This window comes from Streptomyces sp. NPDC087787 (assembly GCF_044743035.1).
In the GTDB taxonomy this organism is placed as follows: Bacteria; Actinomycetota; Actinomycetes; order Streptomycetales; family Streptomycetaceae; genus Streptomyces.
Genome location: NZ_JBIUVQ010000003.1, coordinates 62,178 through 77,201 on the forward strand (window position 1 = coordinate 62,178; position 15,024 = coordinate 77,201).

Here is a 15,024-nt window from a genome sequence, read left to right on the forward strand (position 1 = left end):
CCGGGCGGCCACGGCGGACGGGACGCGAGATGACGGACGGCACGATGCGGGCGTGGACGGTGACCGGCCCCCGGCCCGTGGAGGAGGGGCCGCTGCGGCTGACGGTGAAACCGGTCCCCGAGCCGGGGGACGACGAGCTGCTGGTCCACGTACGCGCGTGCGGGGTGTGCCGCACCGATCTGCACGTCACCGAGGGCGATCTGCCGGTGCACCGGACCGGGGTCACGCCCGGTCACGAGGTCGTGGGCGTGGTGGCGGGCCGGGGGCGGGCGGTGAACGGCTTCGCGCCCGGCGACCGGGTGGGCGTGGCCTGGCTGCGGAGCACCGACGGCACCTGCGCGTACTGTCTGCGCGGCGCGGAGAACCTGTGCCCGGCCTCCCGGTACACCGGCTGGGACGCCGACGGCGGTTACGCCGAGTACACGACCGTCCCGGCCGCGTTCGCCTACCGGCTGCCCGGCGAGGTCGACGACGTGGCGCTCGCGCCGCTGCTGTGCGCGGGGATCATCGGCTTCCGGGCGCTGCGCCGGGCCGCGCTGCCGCCCGGCGGACGCCTCGGCCTGTACGGATTCGGCGGCAGCGCCCATCTGTGCGCGCAGGTGGCACTCGCGGAGGGCGCCAGGGTGCACGTCATGACCCGCGGGGAAGCCGCGCGGCGACTCGCGCTGGAGCTGGGCGCGGCCTCGGTCCAGGACGCGTACGCGGCCCCGCCCGAGCCGCTGGACAGCGCGATCCTGTTCGCCCCCGTGGGCGACCTGGTCCCCGTGGCGCTGCGGGCCCTCGACCGCGGCGGCGTGCTGTCCGTGGCCGGCATCCACCTGAGCGACACACCGCCGCTTCGCTACGAGCGCGAGCTGTTCTACGAGAAGGAACTGCGCAGCGTCACCTCGAACACACGCGACGACGGCCGGGACTTCCTCGCCCTGGCCGCCCGGCACGGGGTGCGCGCCACCACGCACGCCTATCCGCTCTCGCGGGCCCCGCAGGCGCTGGAGGACCTCAAGGCAGGCCGCTTCGACGGGGCCGCGGTGCTGGTGAACGACCTGCCCTGACCGGAGCGCGCTCCTTCGCCCCGGCACCAAAACAGTGGGGCCGGTCCACTCCCCCGGACGGGTGGACCGGCCCCGTCGCCCGCCGTCACTCGCCCGCGTACGCCCTTTCCAGGGCGGCGATGTCGAGCTTGCCCATGGCGAGCATCGCCCGCGTGGTGCGGGCCGCCTTCTCGGCGTCGGGGTCGCCGATCATGTCGATGAGCCGCTCCGGGACCACCTGCCAGGAGACGCCGTACCTGTCCTTGAGCCAGCCGCAGGGGCCCGGCTCGCCGCCGTTCTCGGTGAGCCTGGTCCAGTAGTGGTCGATCTCGTCCTGGTTCTCGCAGTGGATCTGGAAGGAGATCGACTCGTTGAACGTGAACTGCGGACCGCCGTTCAGCGCGACGAACTTCTGGCCGTTCGCCACGAAGTCGACCGCGATCACGGATCCGGCCGGGCCGGGTCCGGCCTCGGTGTAGCGGCCGATCCGCCCGATGCCGGAGTTCTTGAAGACCGAGACGTAGTAGTGGGCCGCCTCCTCGGCCTGGCCGTCGAACCAGAGACAGGTGGTGAATCCTTCGGTGGCCACGGGTTCCTCCTGGGGTGTGGGACGCGCTCGTCCGTATCGACCGGCCCGCGCCGCGAAACTCATCGGTGCTCCGGCAAAAATTCCCGGAGCCGCGCACCGGCTCGGAATTAGCATCGCGGGCATGACGACGTCACCGCCCGCCGACGGCATCCGGCCCTTCCGGCTCAGCGTCCCGCAGAGCGACCTGGACGATCTGTACGACCGCCTCGACCGCACCCGCTGGCCGGACGAGCTGCCCGGCTCGGGCTGGGACCACGGCGTCCCCGTCGGCTACCTGCGCGAGCTCGTGCGGTACTGGCGGCACGATTACGACTGGCGGGCGGCCGAGGCGCGGCTGAACCAGTGGCCGCAGTTCACGACCACGATCGACGGGGCGAATGTGCACTTCGCCCACGTCCGCTCGCCGGAGCCGGACGCCACCGCGCTGGTCGTCACGCACGGCTGGCCGGGCTCGATCGTCGAGTTCCTGGACATCGTGGGCCCGCTCACCGACCCGGCCGCCCACGGCGGCGACCCGGCCGACGCCTTCCACCTCGTCCTGCCGACCATCCCGGGCTTCGGGCTGTCCGGGCCCACCACCGAACGCGGCTGGGAGGCGGGACGGGTCGCCGACGCGTGGGCCGAACTGATGCGGCGGCTCGGCTACGAGCGGTTCGGCGCGCAGGGCGGCGACTGGGGCGCGGCGATCTCCCGCGAGCTGGGCCGCGCCCACCCCGGCCGGGTGATCGGCGTCCACCTGAATCTGCTGCCGGGCGCGCAGCAGACCACCGAACCGACCGGGGAGGAGCTGGCCGGGCTCGACGCCGAGGAGCGGGAGCGGACGCTCACGTCGTGGCGGCGCTGGGACGCCTGGCAGCGGGAGGGCGCGGGCTACGCGGCACTGAACGCCAGCCGCCCGCAGACCCTGGCGTACGCGCTCACCGACTCGCCGGTCGGCCAGCTCGCCTGGATCGTCGAGAAATTCCGTGAATGGACGGACTGCGACGACCTGCCCGAGGAGGCCGTCGACCGGGACCGGATGCTCACCGACGTGATGCTGTACTGGCTGACCGGGACGGCCGGTTCGTCCGCGCGCATCTACTACGAGCGGGCGCACGCCTCCGGCCGGGCCGCCGCGCCCGCCGATCCGTCGACCGCCCCGACCGCGCTCGCCGTCTTCCCCGCCGAGCTGCAACTCCCGCTGCGGCACAGGGCGGAGCGCACCGAGAACATCGTGCGCTGGACGCAGTTCGACCACGGCGGCCACTTCGCGGCGATGGAGGAGCCGGACCTGCTGGTCACGGACGTACGGGCGTTCTTCCGGCAGCTCCGCGAGAAGGGCTGACCGGGCCGCTCCGCCCGTGGCGAATCTGCCACGGGCAGAGAATCCGTACGCGGCGGTGGCACCGGGCCGACAGTGGGGTCGACGGCTTCCGTGCCACGACAAGGAGACCCGATGACGCCACCGACCGCACTGCTCCCGTCCGGCGCGCTCGCGCCGCGCGCCGAGGAGCACGACACCACGCCCAGCCGGTTCGACGACCATCTCGCGGCCGGGCTGCTCGCCCAGCGGATCGTGTTCCTGGGCACCCAGGTCGACGAGGTGTCGGCCAACCGGGTGTGCGCCCAACTGCTGCTGTTGTCGGCGGAGGACCCGCGCACCGACATCGCCCTGTACATCAACAGCCCCGGCGGATCCGTCACCGCGGGGCTCGCCATCTACGACACGATGCGGCTCATCCCGAACGACGTGTCGACGCTGGCGATGGGATTCGCCGCGAGCATGGGCCAGTTCCTGCTCGCGGTGGGCACGCGGGGCAAGCGGTTCGCGCTGCCGAACGCGCGGATCATGATGCACCAGCCGTCGGCGGGCATCGGCGGCACCACCGCGGACATCGAGATCCAGGCGGAGAACCTGGAGCACACCAAGCGCACCATCGAGCGGCTCACCGCCGAGCACACCGGGCAGAGCGAGGAGACGATCCGGCGGGACGGCGACCGGGACCGCTGGTTCACCGCCGAACAGGCCAGGGAGTACGGGATGGTGGACCGGGTGGTGGAGTCGGTCGCCGGCATCCGCCCGGCCGACTCGCGCCGGCGGATGGGGCTCTGACATGGGGTCGTACACGGTTCCGTACGTCATCGAGCGCACCGCGCAGGGTGAGCGGTCCTACGACGTGTTCAGCAGGTTGCTGAACGAACGCATCGTCTTCCTCGGCACCGAGATCGACGACGGGGTCGCGGGCGTCGTCATCGCCCAGCTGCTCCACCTGGAGTCGGCGGCCCCGGACCAGGAGATCGCGATCTACCTCAACTCGCCCGGTGGCTCGTTCACTTCGCTGATGGCCATCTACGACACGATGACGTTCGTACAGGCGCCGATCTCCACGTTCTGCGTGGGGCAGGCGGCCTCGACGGCGGCGGTGCTGCTGGCGGGCGGCGACCCGGGGCGGCGGTTCGTGCTGGAGCACGCCCGGGTGCTGCTGGGGCAGCCGGCCTCCGGCGGGCGGCAGGGCACGGTCTCCGATCTGGCGCTCCAGGCCAGGGAGATGAGCCGGATCCGCTCCCAGGTCGAGGAGGTGCTGTCCCGGCACACCGGCCACGACCCGGCGACACTGCGCGCGGACATGGACCGCGACAAGGTGTTCACCGCCGAAAAGGCGGTGGCGTACGGGCTGGCCGACGAGGTGCTGAGCCGGCGCCTCGCACAGGTCTGACGCACGCGGGCCGGTGCCTCTCACGGCTCCGAGGCGCCGGCCCGGTGCGGATGTCAGGCGGCCAGGCACAGTCCGCCGTGGCGGGGGATGGAGGTGCCGCGGCCGCGTACGGCGCCGCGCGCCGCGGTGCGCGCCAGTTCGTCCTGGACGAGGGAGAGCAGGTCGCCGAGGCCGATGCCGAGCGCCTGCGCCGCGGCCGCGAGGATCTCCGAGGAGGCCTCCTTGCGGCCGCGTTCGACCTCGGACAGATACGGCATCGAGATCCGGGCCGCGTCGGCGACGTCCTGGAGCGTGCGCTCCTGCGCCTGCCGTTCACGACGCAGGACGTCGCCGACGAGATCGCGCCAGAGAGGTTCTCTGGGCGCGGCCGCCGGGGTGCGGCTCTGGGCGGGACGTTCGCGTGGCGGGCGGGACGGCGCCGGGCGCGCGGCCGACGGGCGCAGGGGGATGACGGGGGCTCGGTTCGGCGCTCGTTCGCTCATTCCCCCACCCTAGGGCCTCTCGTTCGGACCATGCCGGGCTCGCGGGCCCTGGTGCCGTGCCTCGCTCCCTGATCCGGCCTGATCCAAACGAAAGACCCTGGGAGCCCCGGACTCGGGCGGAAGGGAGGGCGGTTGCGCCCTGGGTGAATCCGCGGCCGGTCCTCCCGCCCCTCAGCCGCGTCCGCCCTCCCCGCACCGTCGAATTCGCGCCGCCCCAACGCACGAAGGGCATGCCCTCGGTGACTGCGGGTATCCGCAGCTCCAACGGCCGGGCAGGCAAGGAGCGGAGCGGGACCCCCGGGGGACGGCGGCGGGCATACATCCCGGCGCCCCGGGTACCCGGGGGTCGCACAACCGCTCGGTGCCGGAGCGCCGGAGCAGAAGTACGCAGGCCGACGAGGCAGAGGGCGAACCGTGACTTACGTGGGAGAGGCGATGGACACCACCGTGATCCGGTCCGGGGCAGCGGTCGGGAAGACCCGGAAGGCCGAAACGGGTGACGGGGCGCTGCCGGGGGTGGAGGACCCGCGGTCGGTCGCTCCGCGTGACGCGCGCGAGCTGTCCCGCCACTTCTTCCGGCGTCTGACCGAACTCGACGAGGGCACGCACGAGTACCAGTACGCCCGCAACACGCTCATCGAGATGAACATGTCGCTGGTGCGGTTCGCGGCCGGGCGGTTCCGCAACCGCGGCGACGACATGGAGGACATCGTCCAGACCGGGATGATCGGCCTGATCAAGGCGATCGACCGGTTCGAGCTGGCGCGCGAGGTGGAGTTCACCTCGTTCGCCCTGCCCTACATCGTGGGCGAGATCAAGCGGTTCTTCCGGGACACCACCTGGGCGGTGCACGTGCCGCGGCGGCTCCAGGAGCTGCGGGTCGAACTGGCCCGGGCGCGCGAGGAGCTGTCCAGCCGCCTGGACCGGGACCCGACCCTGGCCGAACTCGCCACGCTCATGAACATCTCCGAGGACCAGGTGGTGGAGGCCCAGATCGCCTCCAACGGCTACAACTCCGCGTCGCTGGACGCCGCCCTCACCGGTGAGGGAGCGGAGGACGGCGAGGCGGTGCTCGCCGACTTCATCGGCGTGGAGGAGGACGGGATCAGGCTCGTCGAGGACTTCCACGCCCTCGCGCCGCTGGTGGCCGGGCTCAGTGAACGCGACCGGCAGATCATCCATCTGCGGTTCGTGGAGGAGGCCACCCAGGCGGAGATCGGTGAACGGCTCGGCTGCTCGCAGATGCACGTCTCCCGGCTGATCAAGCGGATCATCACCCAGCTACGCCAGGGCATGCTCGGCGAACTGGGCTGCGCCTAGGGTCTGTCCGAACGAGCCTGGGGTCTGTCCGAGCGAGAGGCCCTGGGGCTCGTCGGCGCGCCCGCGCCGGCTCAGCGGGTCACTCCGTCCGCGCGCTGGTCACTCGCTGCCGAGTTCGACCAGCGCGCGGACGCGCTTGCCCACCGGGACGCGTTCCACGGTCACCTCGCGCGCCAGCGCGTGCACGATCTCCAGGCCGTGCCGGCCCACCCGCCGCGGATCCCGGGGGAAGCGCCGGGGCAGTACGGCGCTGCTGTCGTACACGCACACGTTCACCGTGCTGTCCGTGCCCTCCAGCTCCAGGATGTACGGTCCGTCGCTGTGCCGGTCGGCGTTGGTGACCAGTTCGCTGACCACCAGCAGGAGCGCGTCACCGCAGCGGCGGCCGATCTCGGCGCACCACTCGGTCCTGAGCTGGTCCAGGAAGTGCGCGGCGAAGGACCGCGCCTCGGCGATGCAACCCGGTTCGCCGGTGTAGTGCGTCGCCCGCCGGAGCGGTTCCACGGGAACGTCGAAACCAGTCGTTATCACTGCCCCGTCCAGATGGTCGGTCATGCGTGTCTCTCTCGGAAGCCGGCCAGGCCGGACACTGCTGCACCTGTGCTGTTACCCCGAGCCGCGCCCGGCAGTCCCACCCGTCGGACGCGGACGGACCCTCCGGCAGGCGCGGCGCCGCAGCCCTGCATAGCGTGGCGGTGTGAGCCCCGCGAGCCCTCCGGTCCCGCCGAGCCTCCCGGTCCCGCCGAGTCCCCCGGCACCGCCGACGGCCCGGCATGGCTGGGCGCAGGCCCTGGCCACAGTACTGGCCGGGGTGGCGGCCATGGGCGTGATGGCCGCACTCGGGCTGTGGGCGGCCGGTGCGGCGCGTCTTCCCGGCAACGCCTTTCCCCGGGTGGTCGCCGCGACCGTGGTGACGGCCGTCGGCGGCAGCGTCGACCTGTCCGGCGACGCCGGCCCCCTCGCCCGGACGCACGCGGGCATCACGGTGATGCCGCTGTCGGTCACGCTGGTCGGCACACTCGTCGTGGCCGCGTGCTTTCTGCGGCCGCTGCGGCACCGCGCGGTGGCCGGGGCGCGCGAACTGGCCGGGTGGGCCGCCCGGATCGCCGCCCTGTGGCTGCTCGTGCTGATCGGTCTCGCGCTGGTCGCCCGGCAGACCTTCGCCGTCGACCTCGGCAACGGGATGCTCGGCGCCATCGGCGGGCTGTTCGGCGCCGCGCCGGAGGTCGGCTTCGCCGCGCGGGTGCCGCTCACCGTGCTCTTCGGGCTGCTGTGGCTGGCGGGCGTACTGGTGCTGGCCCTCCTGGTGGCGCCCGGGGCGCCGTTGCCCGCGCGGCTGCTGCGATGGCGGGAGCCGGTGCGTCCGGCGGCGTACGCCATGGTGGTCCTGCTGCTCGCGTACGTGGTCGTGGGCCTCGTCGTCGCGCTCGTGACGGCGGCCACCCGCGGGCGCCCGGCGGAGCACGTGGCCGTGATCCTGCTCGGGCTTCCCAACGTGGTCTGGCCGGTGTTCACCATCGGCCTCGGAGCCACCTGGAACGGCCGGGTGGACGGCCCGTTCGGGCTGCCGATGCCGCGTCTGCTCGACGAGGTGCTGCGCACGCCGGACGTCTCCACGCTCAACATCGGCACGCTCGCCGGGCACGACGGCCGGGTGTGGTGGCTGGTGGTCGTGGACGCGGTGCTGCTGCTGGGCGCCGCGTTCCTGATGGCGGCGCGTTCCCCGGCCGGGACGCCGGCCTGGCGGCACGCCGTCCGCATGGCCGTCGCCCTGCTGCTGACGGTCCTGGCGGTCTGTGCCGTCGGCCGGATCTCCGCGCACTACGGTCTGTCGCTCCTCGGCATCGGAGACGTGGGCGGCGGCCTCTCCGGAGAGGTGCTGCTGCGTCCCCGGTTCTGGGGTGCGCTGGGCCTCGCCGTCCTGTGGGGTCTGGTCACGGGCTTCCTGGGTGCTCTGGCGGCGTGCCGGTCACGGCGCCGGACGGTCAGGCCATGGGCATGACGAGCGCGGGCAGGGTGCGGTGCATGCGCAGGGCGTCCACCGACTCGGCGAGCAGCTCGTACTCCGTGGTCTCGTCGCTGGCGGCGATCCGCACCAGCCTTCCCTCGGTCAACTCGTCCGCCACGATCTCCTGTTGGGCCAGGTCGGCGCACCAGGCGCGCAGGATGGCGGGGACGTCGGGCACGGACTCCGGCACCGGGACCAGCGCGCCGGACGGGACATGGGGGGTGTCGGGGCCGGGGTCGAGCCTCTCGGCGATCCAGGAGGCGCGGTCGCGCAGCCACCACAGGGCCAGGGCCAGGGTGGGCGCCCGGTAGGTGCCGAGCGGTACGCCGATGCGGCGGCCGCCGCACACACCGTACGCGGTGACATGGCACAGGAATTCGTCGTGCACTGCTCCTCCCCCGTGGCCTCGCCGCCCGGTCGGCCCCGGTCCGTGCGGCTTTTATGCGGTGAAGTGCCCCTGAATTCGAGTATGTTCACTGCTGAACCACTGTCACCACGACTTTCCGGCCAGTCTCCGGGCATGTTCCTCACGCCAGGTGGCCGAAACGCGACGATCCGTGATCGCGGGCATGACCCGCGGGGTAATCGACCCCGGCGGCGCCCGCGCGGCAGGGTGGTCCCATCGGGTCGCCGAGCACCGGGACCCGGGCTCCGACCAGCGTTTACGACCCCGATGGAGGCTGATTCAGCATGTCCGCGCAGACCGACCGGTACACGATCGCCGTCACCCGCTACTTCGAGGCCTGGAACGCCCCGGACGCCCAGGCCCGGGCGAAGGCGGTGGCCGACGCCTGGAGCCCCGACGGCACCTACACCGACCCCCTGGCCGAGGCCGGCGGCCACGAGGAGATCGCCGCCGTCATCGGTGCAGCGCGCGAGCAGTTCCCCGGGTTCGCCTTCCGGCTCACCGGCACCGTCGACGGCCATCACGACACGGCCCGCTTCTCCTGGGAACTCGTCCACGAGACCGGGGGTACCGCCCCGGTCGCCGGCTCCGACGTGGTCACCCTGGACGAGGAGGGCAGGATCCGGACCGTCCTCGGCTTCCTCGACCGGGTGCCGGCGGCGGCCTGAGACGCGGTCCCACCGGAGCAGGACCCACCGCCGCGGCGGAGGTCCGGCCCCGGCGGGCGTCCGCCGGGGCCGGTGCGGGCGCGGGGCCGGCTCGGGCCACGGGCCCGCCACGCGGTGCTACAGCGCGATGGCCGCGTCGATGCGGGCCAGCTCCTCCGCGTCGAAATCCAGGGAACGCGTCGCGGCGACGCTGTCCTCCAGTTGCCGCGGGCTGCTCGCGCCGACCAGGGCCGAGGTGACCCGTCCGCCGCGCAGCACCCAGGCCAGCGCCATCTGCGCCAGGGACTGCCCACGGGACTTGGCGATCCCGTCCAGCGCGCGCAGCCTGCCCACCAGTTCGCCGGTCACCGCGGCGGAGTCGAGGAACGGGCTGTCGCCCGCAGCCCGGGAGTCCTCGGGGATGCCGTCCAGATAACGGGCGGTGAGCAGGCCCTGCTCCAGCGGGGAGTAGGCGATGGAGCCGACCTGGAGCTCGTCCAGGGCGTCCAGGAGGCCCTCCTCCTCGGGGCGCCGGTCGAGCATCGAATAGCGGGGCTGGTGGATCAGCAGCGGGGTGCCCAGCTCGCCCAGGATCCGGGCGGCCTCGCGGGTCTGGTCGGCGGAGTAGTTGGAGACGCCGACGTAGAGCGCCTTGCCCTGCTGGACCGCCGAGTGCAGGGCACCCATGGTCTCCTCCAGCGGGGTGTCCGGGTCGGGGCGGTGCGAGTAGAAGACGTCGACGTAGTCGAGGCCCATGCGCTTCAGACTCTGGTCCAGCGAGGACAGCAGGTACTTGCGGGAGCCCCATTCGCCGTACGGGCCGGGCCACATCAGGTAGCCGGCCTTGGTGGAGATGACCAACTCGTCGCGGTACGGCCCGAAATCGGCCCGGAGCGCGTCGCCGAGGGCGGACTCGGCGGCGCCGGGCGGCGGGCCGTAGTTGTTGGCCAGGTCGAAGTGGGTGACGCCGAGGTCGAAGGCGCGGCGCAGGATCGCGCGCTGGGTGTCGACCGGGCGGTCCGGGCCGAAGTTGTGCCACAGGCCGAGCGACAGCGCGGGGAGCTTCAGGCCACTGCGTCCGGTGCGCCGGTAGGGCATGTCCGCGTAGCGGTCGGGGTGGGCGGTGAACAACGCGACTCCATCGGGGTTGGCACGAAGGTGAACGGTTCCGGCGGAACCAGTGTCCCCAACTCTCGCGCGCCCCGGCGGCAGCAGTCCAACAGGAGAATCCGATGGGATTCAACGACTAGGCTGCTCAATCATGGAACTGCGTCATCTCCAGCACTTCGTCGCGGTCGCCGAGGACCGGCACTTCACCCGGGCGGCGGAGCGCCTGATGGTCTCCCAGTCGGGGCTCTCGGCGTCGATCCGCGCGCTGGAGCGTGAGTTGCAGACCTCCCTGTTCGTGCGCACCACGCGCCGGGTGACGCTCACCGAGGCCGGGCGTGCGCTGCTCGGCGAGGCGCAGCGGATCCTGGCGCAGGTGCGGGCGGCGCACGAGGCGGTGGCGGCGGTGCAGGGCGTGCTGCGCGGCACGCTCTCACTCGGCACCGAGCAGTGCATCGCCGGGGTGCATGTGGCCGGGCTGCTGGCCGCGTTCCGGCGGCGGCACCCGGATGTGGAGATCCGGCTGCGGCAGACGGGTTCGGGCGCGCTGGCGGAGGAGGTCGCGGCCGGCCGGCTCGACCTGGCGTTCGCCTACCGGACCCGCGCGGACACCGACCAGCTGCGCTCGGTGTCCCTGGCCGGCGAGCCGATGACGGTGCTGTGCCACCCGGGCCACCGCCTCGCGTCCGCCCAGGCCGTCCTGACGCCGCGGGACCTGGACGGCGAGGTCTTCGTCGACTTCCATCCGGACTGGGGGCCGCGCCGGACCACCGACGCGGCCTTCGCCGCCGCGGGGGTCCGGCGCACGGTGGCCCTGGAGGTCAACGACGTGCACAGCCTGCTCGATCTGGTCGACGAGAACCTGGGCATCGCCGTCGTCCCGCGCCACTTCCGGCACAAGCGGCCTTCGCTCACCGCGCTGCCGCTCAAGGGCGCCACGGAGACGGAGTACGAGACCGTCGCCCTGCTGCCGCCCGAACAGGCCACCAGCCCGGCGGCCCGTGCCCTGATCACCCTGCTCGGGCCGGAGGAGCCGGGCACCGCCTGACGCGGGCCGGATTCCGGACGCGGGACGGCCGGCGATGCGCCAAGGTGGACGTATGCATGCGAAGGACATCCTCGTCGAGGGCCACGCCCGCATCCGGGAAGAGGTCCATGCCGTCGTCGACGGCCTGCCGTCCGAATTGCTCAACGCCCGTCCCGCGGCGGACGCCAACTCCGTCGCCTGGCTCGTCTGGCACCTCACGCGCGTGCAGGACGACCACGTCGCCGACGCGTTCGGCCTCGACCAGGTGTGGCTCGCGCGGGACTGGCACAAGCGCTTCGGGCTGCGTCTGGACCGCCACGACACCGGCTACGGGCACACCCCGGCGAAGGTCGCCGAGGTGCGGGTCGACGACGGCGAACTGCTGACCGGCTACTACGACGCCGTGCACGAGCAGGCCCTGACCGCCCTGCGCGGGCTGACCGCCAAGGACCTGGAACGCGTCGTCGACGAGAACTGGGACCCCCCGGTCACGCTCGGCGTGCGCCTGGTCAGCGTCCTGTCCGACGATCTCCAGCACGCCGGACAGGCCGCCTATGTCAGGGGGCTGCTTCAGAGCGCGGACTCGTAGCCCGGCAGGACCACGTCCCGGATCAGGCTCACGCGCTCGTCGAAGGGGAGGAACGCGCTCTTGACGGCGTTGACCGTGACCGCGCGCAGGTCCTCGGCCGTCCAGCCCGCCTGCTCGACCAGCAGGGACATCTCGCGGGTCATCGTGGTGCCGGACACCAGGCGGTTGTCGGTGTTGAGGGTGACCCGGAAGCCGAGGTCCTTCAGCTCCGTGATGGGGTGCTCGGCGATCGAGGTGGCGGCGCCGGTCTGGAGGTTGGAGGTGGGGCACATCTCCAGGGCGATCCGGCGGTCGCGCACCCAGCCGGCCAGTCGGCCGAGCTTGCCGTCGACGATGTCCTCGGTGATGCGCACGCCGTGCCCGATGCGCTGGGCGCCGCACACCTGGAGGGCCTGGTGGATGCTGGGCAGGCCGTGCGCCTCGCCGGCGTGGATGGTGAACGGCACGCTTTCGCGGCGCAGGTGCTCGAACGCGTCCAGGTGGTCGGCGGGCGGGAAGCCGTCCTCGGCGCCCGCGATGTCGAAGCCCACGACGCCGGCGTCGCGGTGGGCGACGGCCAGGTCGGCGACCTCACGGGTGCGGTCGAACATCCGCATGCCGCACAGCAGCGTGCCGACCCGGACGGGCGTGCCCTGGGCGGCGGCCTTGGCCATGCCTGCGGCGAGGCCCTCCTGGACGGTCTCCACGACCTCGGCGAGGGTCAGCCCGCCGTTGACCATCAGTTCGGGGGCGTAACGCACCTCCGCGTAGACGACACCGTCCTCGGCCAGGTCCAGGACGTACTCCTCGGCGGTGCGCAGCAGCCCCTCGCGGGTCTGCATCACGGCGAGGGTGTGCTCGAAGGTGGCTATGTAGCGGACCAGGTCGCCGGAGTTGGCCGCGTCGTAGTACCAGGCGGCGAGTGCGGCGGGGTCGGTGGTGGGCAGGGTGTGACCGACCGCGTCCGCGAGTTCGACGACGGTGGCGGGGCGCAGGCCGCCGTCGAGGTGGTCGTGCAGCACGGCCTTGGGGAGCCGGCGGAGGGTGTCGGTGTCGATGCGGGGCGCGGTCATGGGGCGTTTCCTAGGGCAGTCGAGCGGTGGTGGTGTCCGCGGTGGTGGTGTTCGGTGGTCAGCTCGCGTCGGGAGCGGGCTGGAGCAGGTCCCAGCGGTTGCCGTACAGGTCCTCGAAGACGGCGACCGTGCCGTACGTCTCCTGCCGCGGCTCCTCCAGGAAGGTGACTCCGGCCGCCCGCATCCGGGCGTGATCGCGGGCGAAGTCGCCGGTGTGCAGGAAGAACCCGACGCGTCCGCCGGTCTGGTCGCCCACCCGGGCCTGCTGGTCCCCGGTCCGGGCGCGGGCGAGGAGCAGCGCGGTCCCGGTCCCGTCGCCCGGTTCGACGACGACCCAGCGGGAGCCGTCCGGGCGCGGGGCGTCCTCGGCGAGCCGGAAGCCGAGCGCTCCGGTGTAGAAGCGGATCGCCTCGTCGTAGTCGTCGACGACGAGGGTGACCAGGGCGATGCGTCTCATCGGGGCCTTTCGGAACAGCGATCGCGAGGAGCGATCGTCGGGTGAGGTTATACGTAAAACGTGCATGGCGCCAGTCATCCCGGACGCGGGTCGGCAGGGGATCAGCGGGAGGTGTCGCCCTGGGCGACCTCGACCCGGTGATGGACGTCGATCATGCCGGTCGCCGAGGCGGCGAAGGAGAGCGCGGCGCAGGCCGTCAGCAGCGCGGCGATCCGGGTCGCGGCGCGGCGCGGGACGTGCGGGGCGGCCAGGAGTGCCTTGACGCGGTGCGGGACCGGTCCCGAGGTGGCGGCGGGGGCGAACTCCGGGCGTGCGGAGCGGGCCTCGTGGCCGGCCAGGGCGGCGCGCGCGATGGCGCGGGCGGTCAGACGGCGGTCGCCGACGGCCGCGGCCGCCGCCTCGTCGGCGGCGCGCTCGGCCGCGAGGCGGATCGCCCCGCGGACCCGCCGCAGGGCGGGATGGCAGTGGGCGGCCAGTTCGGCGGCGGCCAGGAAGTAGTGGTGGCCGCCCCGGTTGTGGGCCCGCTCGTGGGCGAACAGCGCCTCGCGCTCGGCCGCGTCGAGACTGCGGAGCATCGCGGTGGTGACGACGATGCGGTGCGGGCGGCCGGGCAGCGCGTAGGCGTCCGGGTGCGGGGAGTCCACCACGCACAGGTCGCCGGCGGCGGGCCCGCGGCCGGCCTCCGTGTGCGCGCTGCGGAAGGCGCGGAACTCCCTCAGCGCGGCACGGCTCAGCGTGCCCGCGCACACGGCGAGCGCTCCGACGGAGATCGCGGCCGCCGGGACGACCACCAGGTCGGACGGCATGGACACGGGATGCACGAGCTTGCCCAGCGCCGCGACGAGGGGCAGCTTGAGCAGGCCGGTCAGGACGAAGGCGCCGAGCGCGGCGAGCGAGCAGCCGGCGAGCACGACCGCGAAGCCGGTGATCATCCACAGCGCGGTGACGGGGGCGAGACGGTCGAGCGCGCGCCGGGCAAGGGCCGGCGCGGCGAACGGCAGCAGCAGGGACAGGAGCAGGAGCAGGGCCGCGGTCATCGCTCACCGGATTCGAGCAGATCGCGCAGGACACGCTCGTCGTCCGGGCTGAGCTGGGCGACGAAGCGGGCGAGCACCGTCTCGCGGTCGGTGTCGCGGTCGAGCTCGGAGTGCATGCGGCGGGCGGTCAGCCCGTGCGCGTCCTGGACGGGGTAGTAGGCGTATCCGCGCCCCTGGCGGCGGCGCTCGACGACGCCCTTGTCGTGCAGCCGGGTCAGGATGGTGGTGACCGTGGTGCGGGCCAGGCCGCTGCCGAGGCCGAGCTGGACCTCACCGGGGGTGCGGGGCGCACCGGCGGCCCACAGGACGGCCATGACGCCGGCTTCGAGCTCACCGGCCGGCCTGCGCTCGTCCCTGTCGTCGTCGGTCATGGGTACGTCCTCACCCCGTTGTCGCCCACAGTCGTAGATCGTCTACATGATTGTAGTCAGTCCGGCGTCGTGGTCCGCCAGCGGGCGCGCCCGCCCGCCCATTATGGAAGGAGCCGCCGGGAACGACGGCGGGATCGCGCGCACCCGCGCCCCGGTGCGCTCCGGCGGCCCGCTGCACGACCGGACCGCCGGCAGTAGCGTACGA

General features: G+C 73.1%; 18 protein-coding genes. 9 read left to right on the forward strand and 9 right to left on the reverse strand.

Annotation, left to right across the window (positions count from 1 at the left end; genetic code table 11):
• Positions 1 to 44 precede the first annotated feature (44 nt).
• Positions 45 to 1,052 carry a zinc-binding alcohol dehydrogenase family protein gene (locus ACIOWN_RS06255; RefSeq protein ID WP_401981080.1) on the forward strand — a complete coding sequence of 336 codons (1,008 nt, stop codon included), beginning with the start codon at positions 45 to 47 and terminating at the stop codon, positions 1,050 to 1,052.
• Between the two features lie 85 nt (positions 1,053 to 1,137).
• On the opposite strand, the gene ACIOWN_RS06260 is transcribed toward ACIOWN_RS06255, so the two are convergent.
• Positions 1,138 to 1,620, reverse strand: a complete 483-nt coding sequence (locus tag ACIOWN_RS06260; RefSeq protein WP_362354362.1) for a VOC family protein — start codon at positions 1,618 to 1,620, stop codon at positions 1,138 to 1,140.
• Positions 1,621 to 1,741: 121 nt separating this feature from the next.
• Here ACIOWN_RS06260 and ACIOWN_RS06265 point away from each other — a divergent pair, with 121 nt between their 5' ends.
• The 3 genes from ACIOWN_RS06265 to ACIOWN_RS06275 all read left to right on the forward strand — a co-directional run bounded on the left by ACIOWN_RS06265 (position 1,742) and on the right by ACIOWN_RS06275 (position 4,316).
• The gene (locus ACIOWN_RS06265; protein ID WP_401980742.1) at positions 1,742 to 2,944 is read left to right on the forward strand and encodes an epoxide hydrolase family protein; all 1,203 of its coding nucleotides are present in this window, start codon (positions 1,742 to 1,744) and stop codon (positions 2,942 to 2,944) included.
• Positions 2,945 to 3,055: 111 nt separating this feature from the next.
• Positions 3,056 to 3,712 carry an ATP-dependent Clp protease proteolytic subunit gene (locus tag ACIOWN_RS06270; protein ID WP_362354366.1) on the forward strand — a complete coding sequence of 219 codons (657 nt, stop codon included), beginning with the start codon at positions 3,056 to 3,058 and terminating at the stop codon, positions 3,710 to 3,712.
• Position 3,713: 1 nt separating this feature from the next.
• Entirely contained in the window at positions 3,714 to 4,316 is a 603-nt protein-coding gene (locus tag ACIOWN_RS06275; protein ID WP_401980745.1) for a ClpP family protease, read from the forward strand.
• 53 nt (positions 4,317 to 4,369) lie between these two features.
• On the opposite strand, the gene ACIOWN_RS06280 is transcribed toward ACIOWN_RS06275, so the two are convergent.
• On the reverse strand, positions 4,370 to 4,798 hold the full coding sequence (locus ACIOWN_RS06280; RefSeq protein ID WP_362354370.1) for a helix-turn-helix transcriptional regulator: 429 nt from the start codon (positions 4,796 to 4,798) through the stop codon (positions 4,370 to 4,372).
• A gap of 435 nt (positions 4,799 to 5,233) precedes the next feature.
• Between ACIOWN_RS06280 and ACIOWN_RS06285 the strand changes: the two genes are divergently transcribed.
• A complete protein-coding gene (locus ACIOWN_RS06285) occupies positions 5,234 to 6,118 on the forward strand; it encodes an RNA polymerase sigma factor SigF (RefSeq protein WP_362354372.1) in 885 nt (294 codons plus the stop codon).
• 99 nt (positions 6,119 to 6,217) lie between these two features.
• On the opposite strand, the gene ACIOWN_RS06290 is transcribed toward ACIOWN_RS06285, so the two are convergent.
• The gene (locus ACIOWN_RS06290) at positions 6,218 to 6,673 is read right to left on the reverse strand and encodes an ATP-binding protein (protein WP_362354374.1); all 456 of its coding nucleotides are present in this window, start codon (positions 6,671 to 6,673) and stop codon (positions 6,218 to 6,220) included.
• A gap of 265 nt (positions 6,674 to 6,938) precedes the next feature.
• On the opposite strand from ACIOWN_RS06290, the gene ACIOWN_RS06295 reads away from it, so the two are divergent.
• On the forward strand, positions 6,939 to 8,120 hold the full coding sequence (locus ACIOWN_RS06295) for a streptophobe family protein (protein WP_362354523.1): 1,182 nt from the start codon (positions 6,939 to 6,941) through the stop codon (positions 8,118 to 8,120).
• Here ACIOWN_RS06295 and ACIOWN_RS06300 read toward each other — a convergent pair.
• Positions 8,104 to 8,514 (reverse strand): hypothetical protein, encoded by a 411-nt coding sequence (locus tag ACIOWN_RS06300; protein WP_362354376.1) that lies wholly within the window; start codon positions 8,512 to 8,514, stop codon positions 8,104 to 8,106. The two genes, ACIOWN_RS06295 and ACIOWN_RS06300, sit on opposite strands and share 17 nt — an antisense overlap.
• Before the next feature lie 302 nt (positions 8,515 to 8,816).
• Between ACIOWN_RS06300 and ACIOWN_RS06305 the strand changes: the two genes are divergently transcribed.
• The gene (locus ACIOWN_RS06305) at positions 8,817 to 9,200 is read left to right on the forward strand and encodes a nuclear transport factor 2 family protein (protein ID WP_362354378.1); all 384 of its coding nucleotides are present in this window, start codon (positions 8,817 to 8,819) and stop codon (positions 9,198 to 9,200) included.
• A gap of 117 nt (positions 9,201 to 9,317) precedes the next feature.
• Here ACIOWN_RS06305 and mgrA read toward each other — a convergent pair whose 3' ends face one another.
• Positions 9,318 to 10,310, reverse strand: a complete 993-nt coding sequence (gene mgrA / locus ACIOWN_RS06310; RefSeq protein WP_362354380.1) for an L-glyceraldehyde 3-phosphate reductase — start codon at positions 10,308 to 10,310, stop codon at positions 9,318 to 9,320.
• A gap of 130 nt (positions 10,311 to 10,440) precedes the next feature.
• Between mgrA and ACIOWN_RS06315 the strand changes: the two genes are divergently transcribed.
• Both ACIOWN_RS06315 and ACIOWN_RS06320 read left to right on the forward strand, forming a co-directional pair.
• Positions 10,441 to 11,334 (forward strand): LysR substrate-binding domain-containing protein, encoded by an 894-nt coding sequence (locus ACIOWN_RS06315; RefSeq protein ID WP_100571244.1) that lies wholly within the window; start codon positions 10,441 to 10,443, stop codon positions 11,332 to 11,334.
• Between the two features lie 52 nt (positions 11,335 to 11,386).
• Positions 11,387 to 11,902, forward strand: a complete 516-nt coding sequence (locus ACIOWN_RS06320; RefSeq protein ID WP_362354382.1) for a DinB family protein — start codon at positions 11,387 to 11,389, stop codon at positions 11,900 to 11,902.
• On the opposite strand, the gene ACIOWN_RS06325 is transcribed toward ACIOWN_RS06320, so the two are convergent.
• From ACIOWN_RS06325 to ACIOWN_RS06340, 4 genes are all read right to left on the reverse strand, one after another.
• Entirely contained in the window at positions 11,884 to 12,954 is a 1,071-nt protein-coding gene (locus ACIOWN_RS06325) for an adenosine deaminase (RefSeq protein WP_401980752.1), read from the reverse strand. The genes ACIOWN_RS06320 and ACIOWN_RS06325 overlap by 19 nt on opposite strands.
• A gap of 58 nt (positions 12,955 to 13,012) precedes the next feature.
• Complete coding sequence (locus ACIOWN_RS06330) at positions 13,013 to 13,411, reverse strand: VOC family protein (protein WP_401980754.1); 399 nt, start codon at positions 13,409 to 13,411, stop codon at positions 13,013 to 13,015.
• Between the two features lie 101 nt (positions 13,412 to 13,512).
• A complete protein-coding gene (locus ACIOWN_RS06335; RefSeq protein ID WP_401980757.1) occupies positions 13,513 to 14,448 on the reverse strand; it encodes a M48 family metalloprotease in 936 nt (311 codons plus the stop codon).
• Positions 14,445 to 14,819, reverse strand: coding sequence for a BlaI/MecI/CopY family transcriptional regulator (locus ACIOWN_RS06340; protein WP_362354390.1), 375 nt, complete (start codon positions 14,817 to 14,819; stop codon positions 14,445 to 14,447). The genes ACIOWN_RS06335 and ACIOWN_RS06340 overlap by 4 nt, the downstream gene beginning before the upstream one ends.
• Between the last annotated feature and the right edge of the window lie 205 nt (positions 14,820 to 15,024).

Coding starts and splice junctions, on each gene's coding strand:
- ACIOWN_RS06285 (WP_362354372.1), top strand. CDS start 5,234: ATGGACACCACCGTGATCCGGTCCGGGGCAGCGGTCGGGAAGACCCGG.
- ACIOWN_RS06325 (WP_401980752.1), bottom strand. CDS start 12,954: ATGACCGCGCCCCGCATCGACACCGACACCCTCCGCCGGCTCCCCAAG.
- ACIOWN_RS06280 (WP_362354370.1), bottom strand. CDS start 4,798: ATGAGCGAACGAGCGCCGAACCGAGCCCCCGTCATCCCCCTGCGCCCG.
- ACIOWN_RS06315 (WP_100571244.1), top strand. CDS start 10,441: ATGGAACTGCGTCATCTCCAGCACTTCGTCGCGGTCGCCGAGGACCGG.
- ACIOWN_RS06305 (WP_362354378.1), top strand. CDS start 8,817: ATGTCCGCGCAGACCGACCGGTACACGATCGCCGTCACCCGCTACTTC.
- ACIOWN_RS06340 (WP_362354390.1), bottom strand. CDS start 14,819: ATGACCGACGACGACAGGGACGAGCGCAGGCCGGCCGGTGAGCTCGAA.
- ACIOWN_RS06290 (WP_362354374.1), bottom strand. CDS start 6,673: ATGACCGACCATCTGGACGGGGCAGTGATAACGACTGGTTTCGACGTT.
- ACIOWN_RS06320 (WP_362354382.1), top strand. CDS start 11,387: ATGCATGCGAAGGACATCCTCGTCGAGGGCCACGCCCGCATCCGGGAA.
- ACIOWN_RS06270 (WP_362354366.1), top strand. CDS start 3,056: ATGACGCCACCGACCGCACTGCTCCCGTCCGGCGCGCTCGCGCCGCGC.
- ACIOWN_RS06265 (WP_401980742.1), top strand. CDS start 1,742: ATGACGACGTCACCGCCCGCCGACGGCATCCGGCCCTTCCGGCTCAGC.
- ACIOWN_RS06255 (WP_401981080.1), top strand. CDS start 45: ATGCGGGCGTGGACGGTGACCGGCCCCCGGCCCGTGGAGGAGGGGCCG.
- ACIOWN_RS06330 (WP_401980754.1), bottom strand. CDS start 13,411: ATGAGACGCATCGCCCTGGTCACCCTCGTCGTCGACGACTACGACGAG.
- ACIOWN_RS06275 (WP_401980745.1), top strand. CDS start 3,714: ATGGGGTCGTACACGGTTCCGTACGTCATCGAGCGCACCGCGCAGGGT.
- ACIOWN_RS06295 (WP_362354523.1), top strand. CDS start 6,939: ATGGGCGTGATGGCCGCACTCGGGCTGTGGGCGGCCGGTGCGGCGCGT.
- ACIOWN_RS06335 (WP_401980757.1), bottom strand. CDS start 14,448: ATGACCGCGGCCCTGCTCCTGCTCCTGTCCCTGCTGCTGCCGTTCGCC.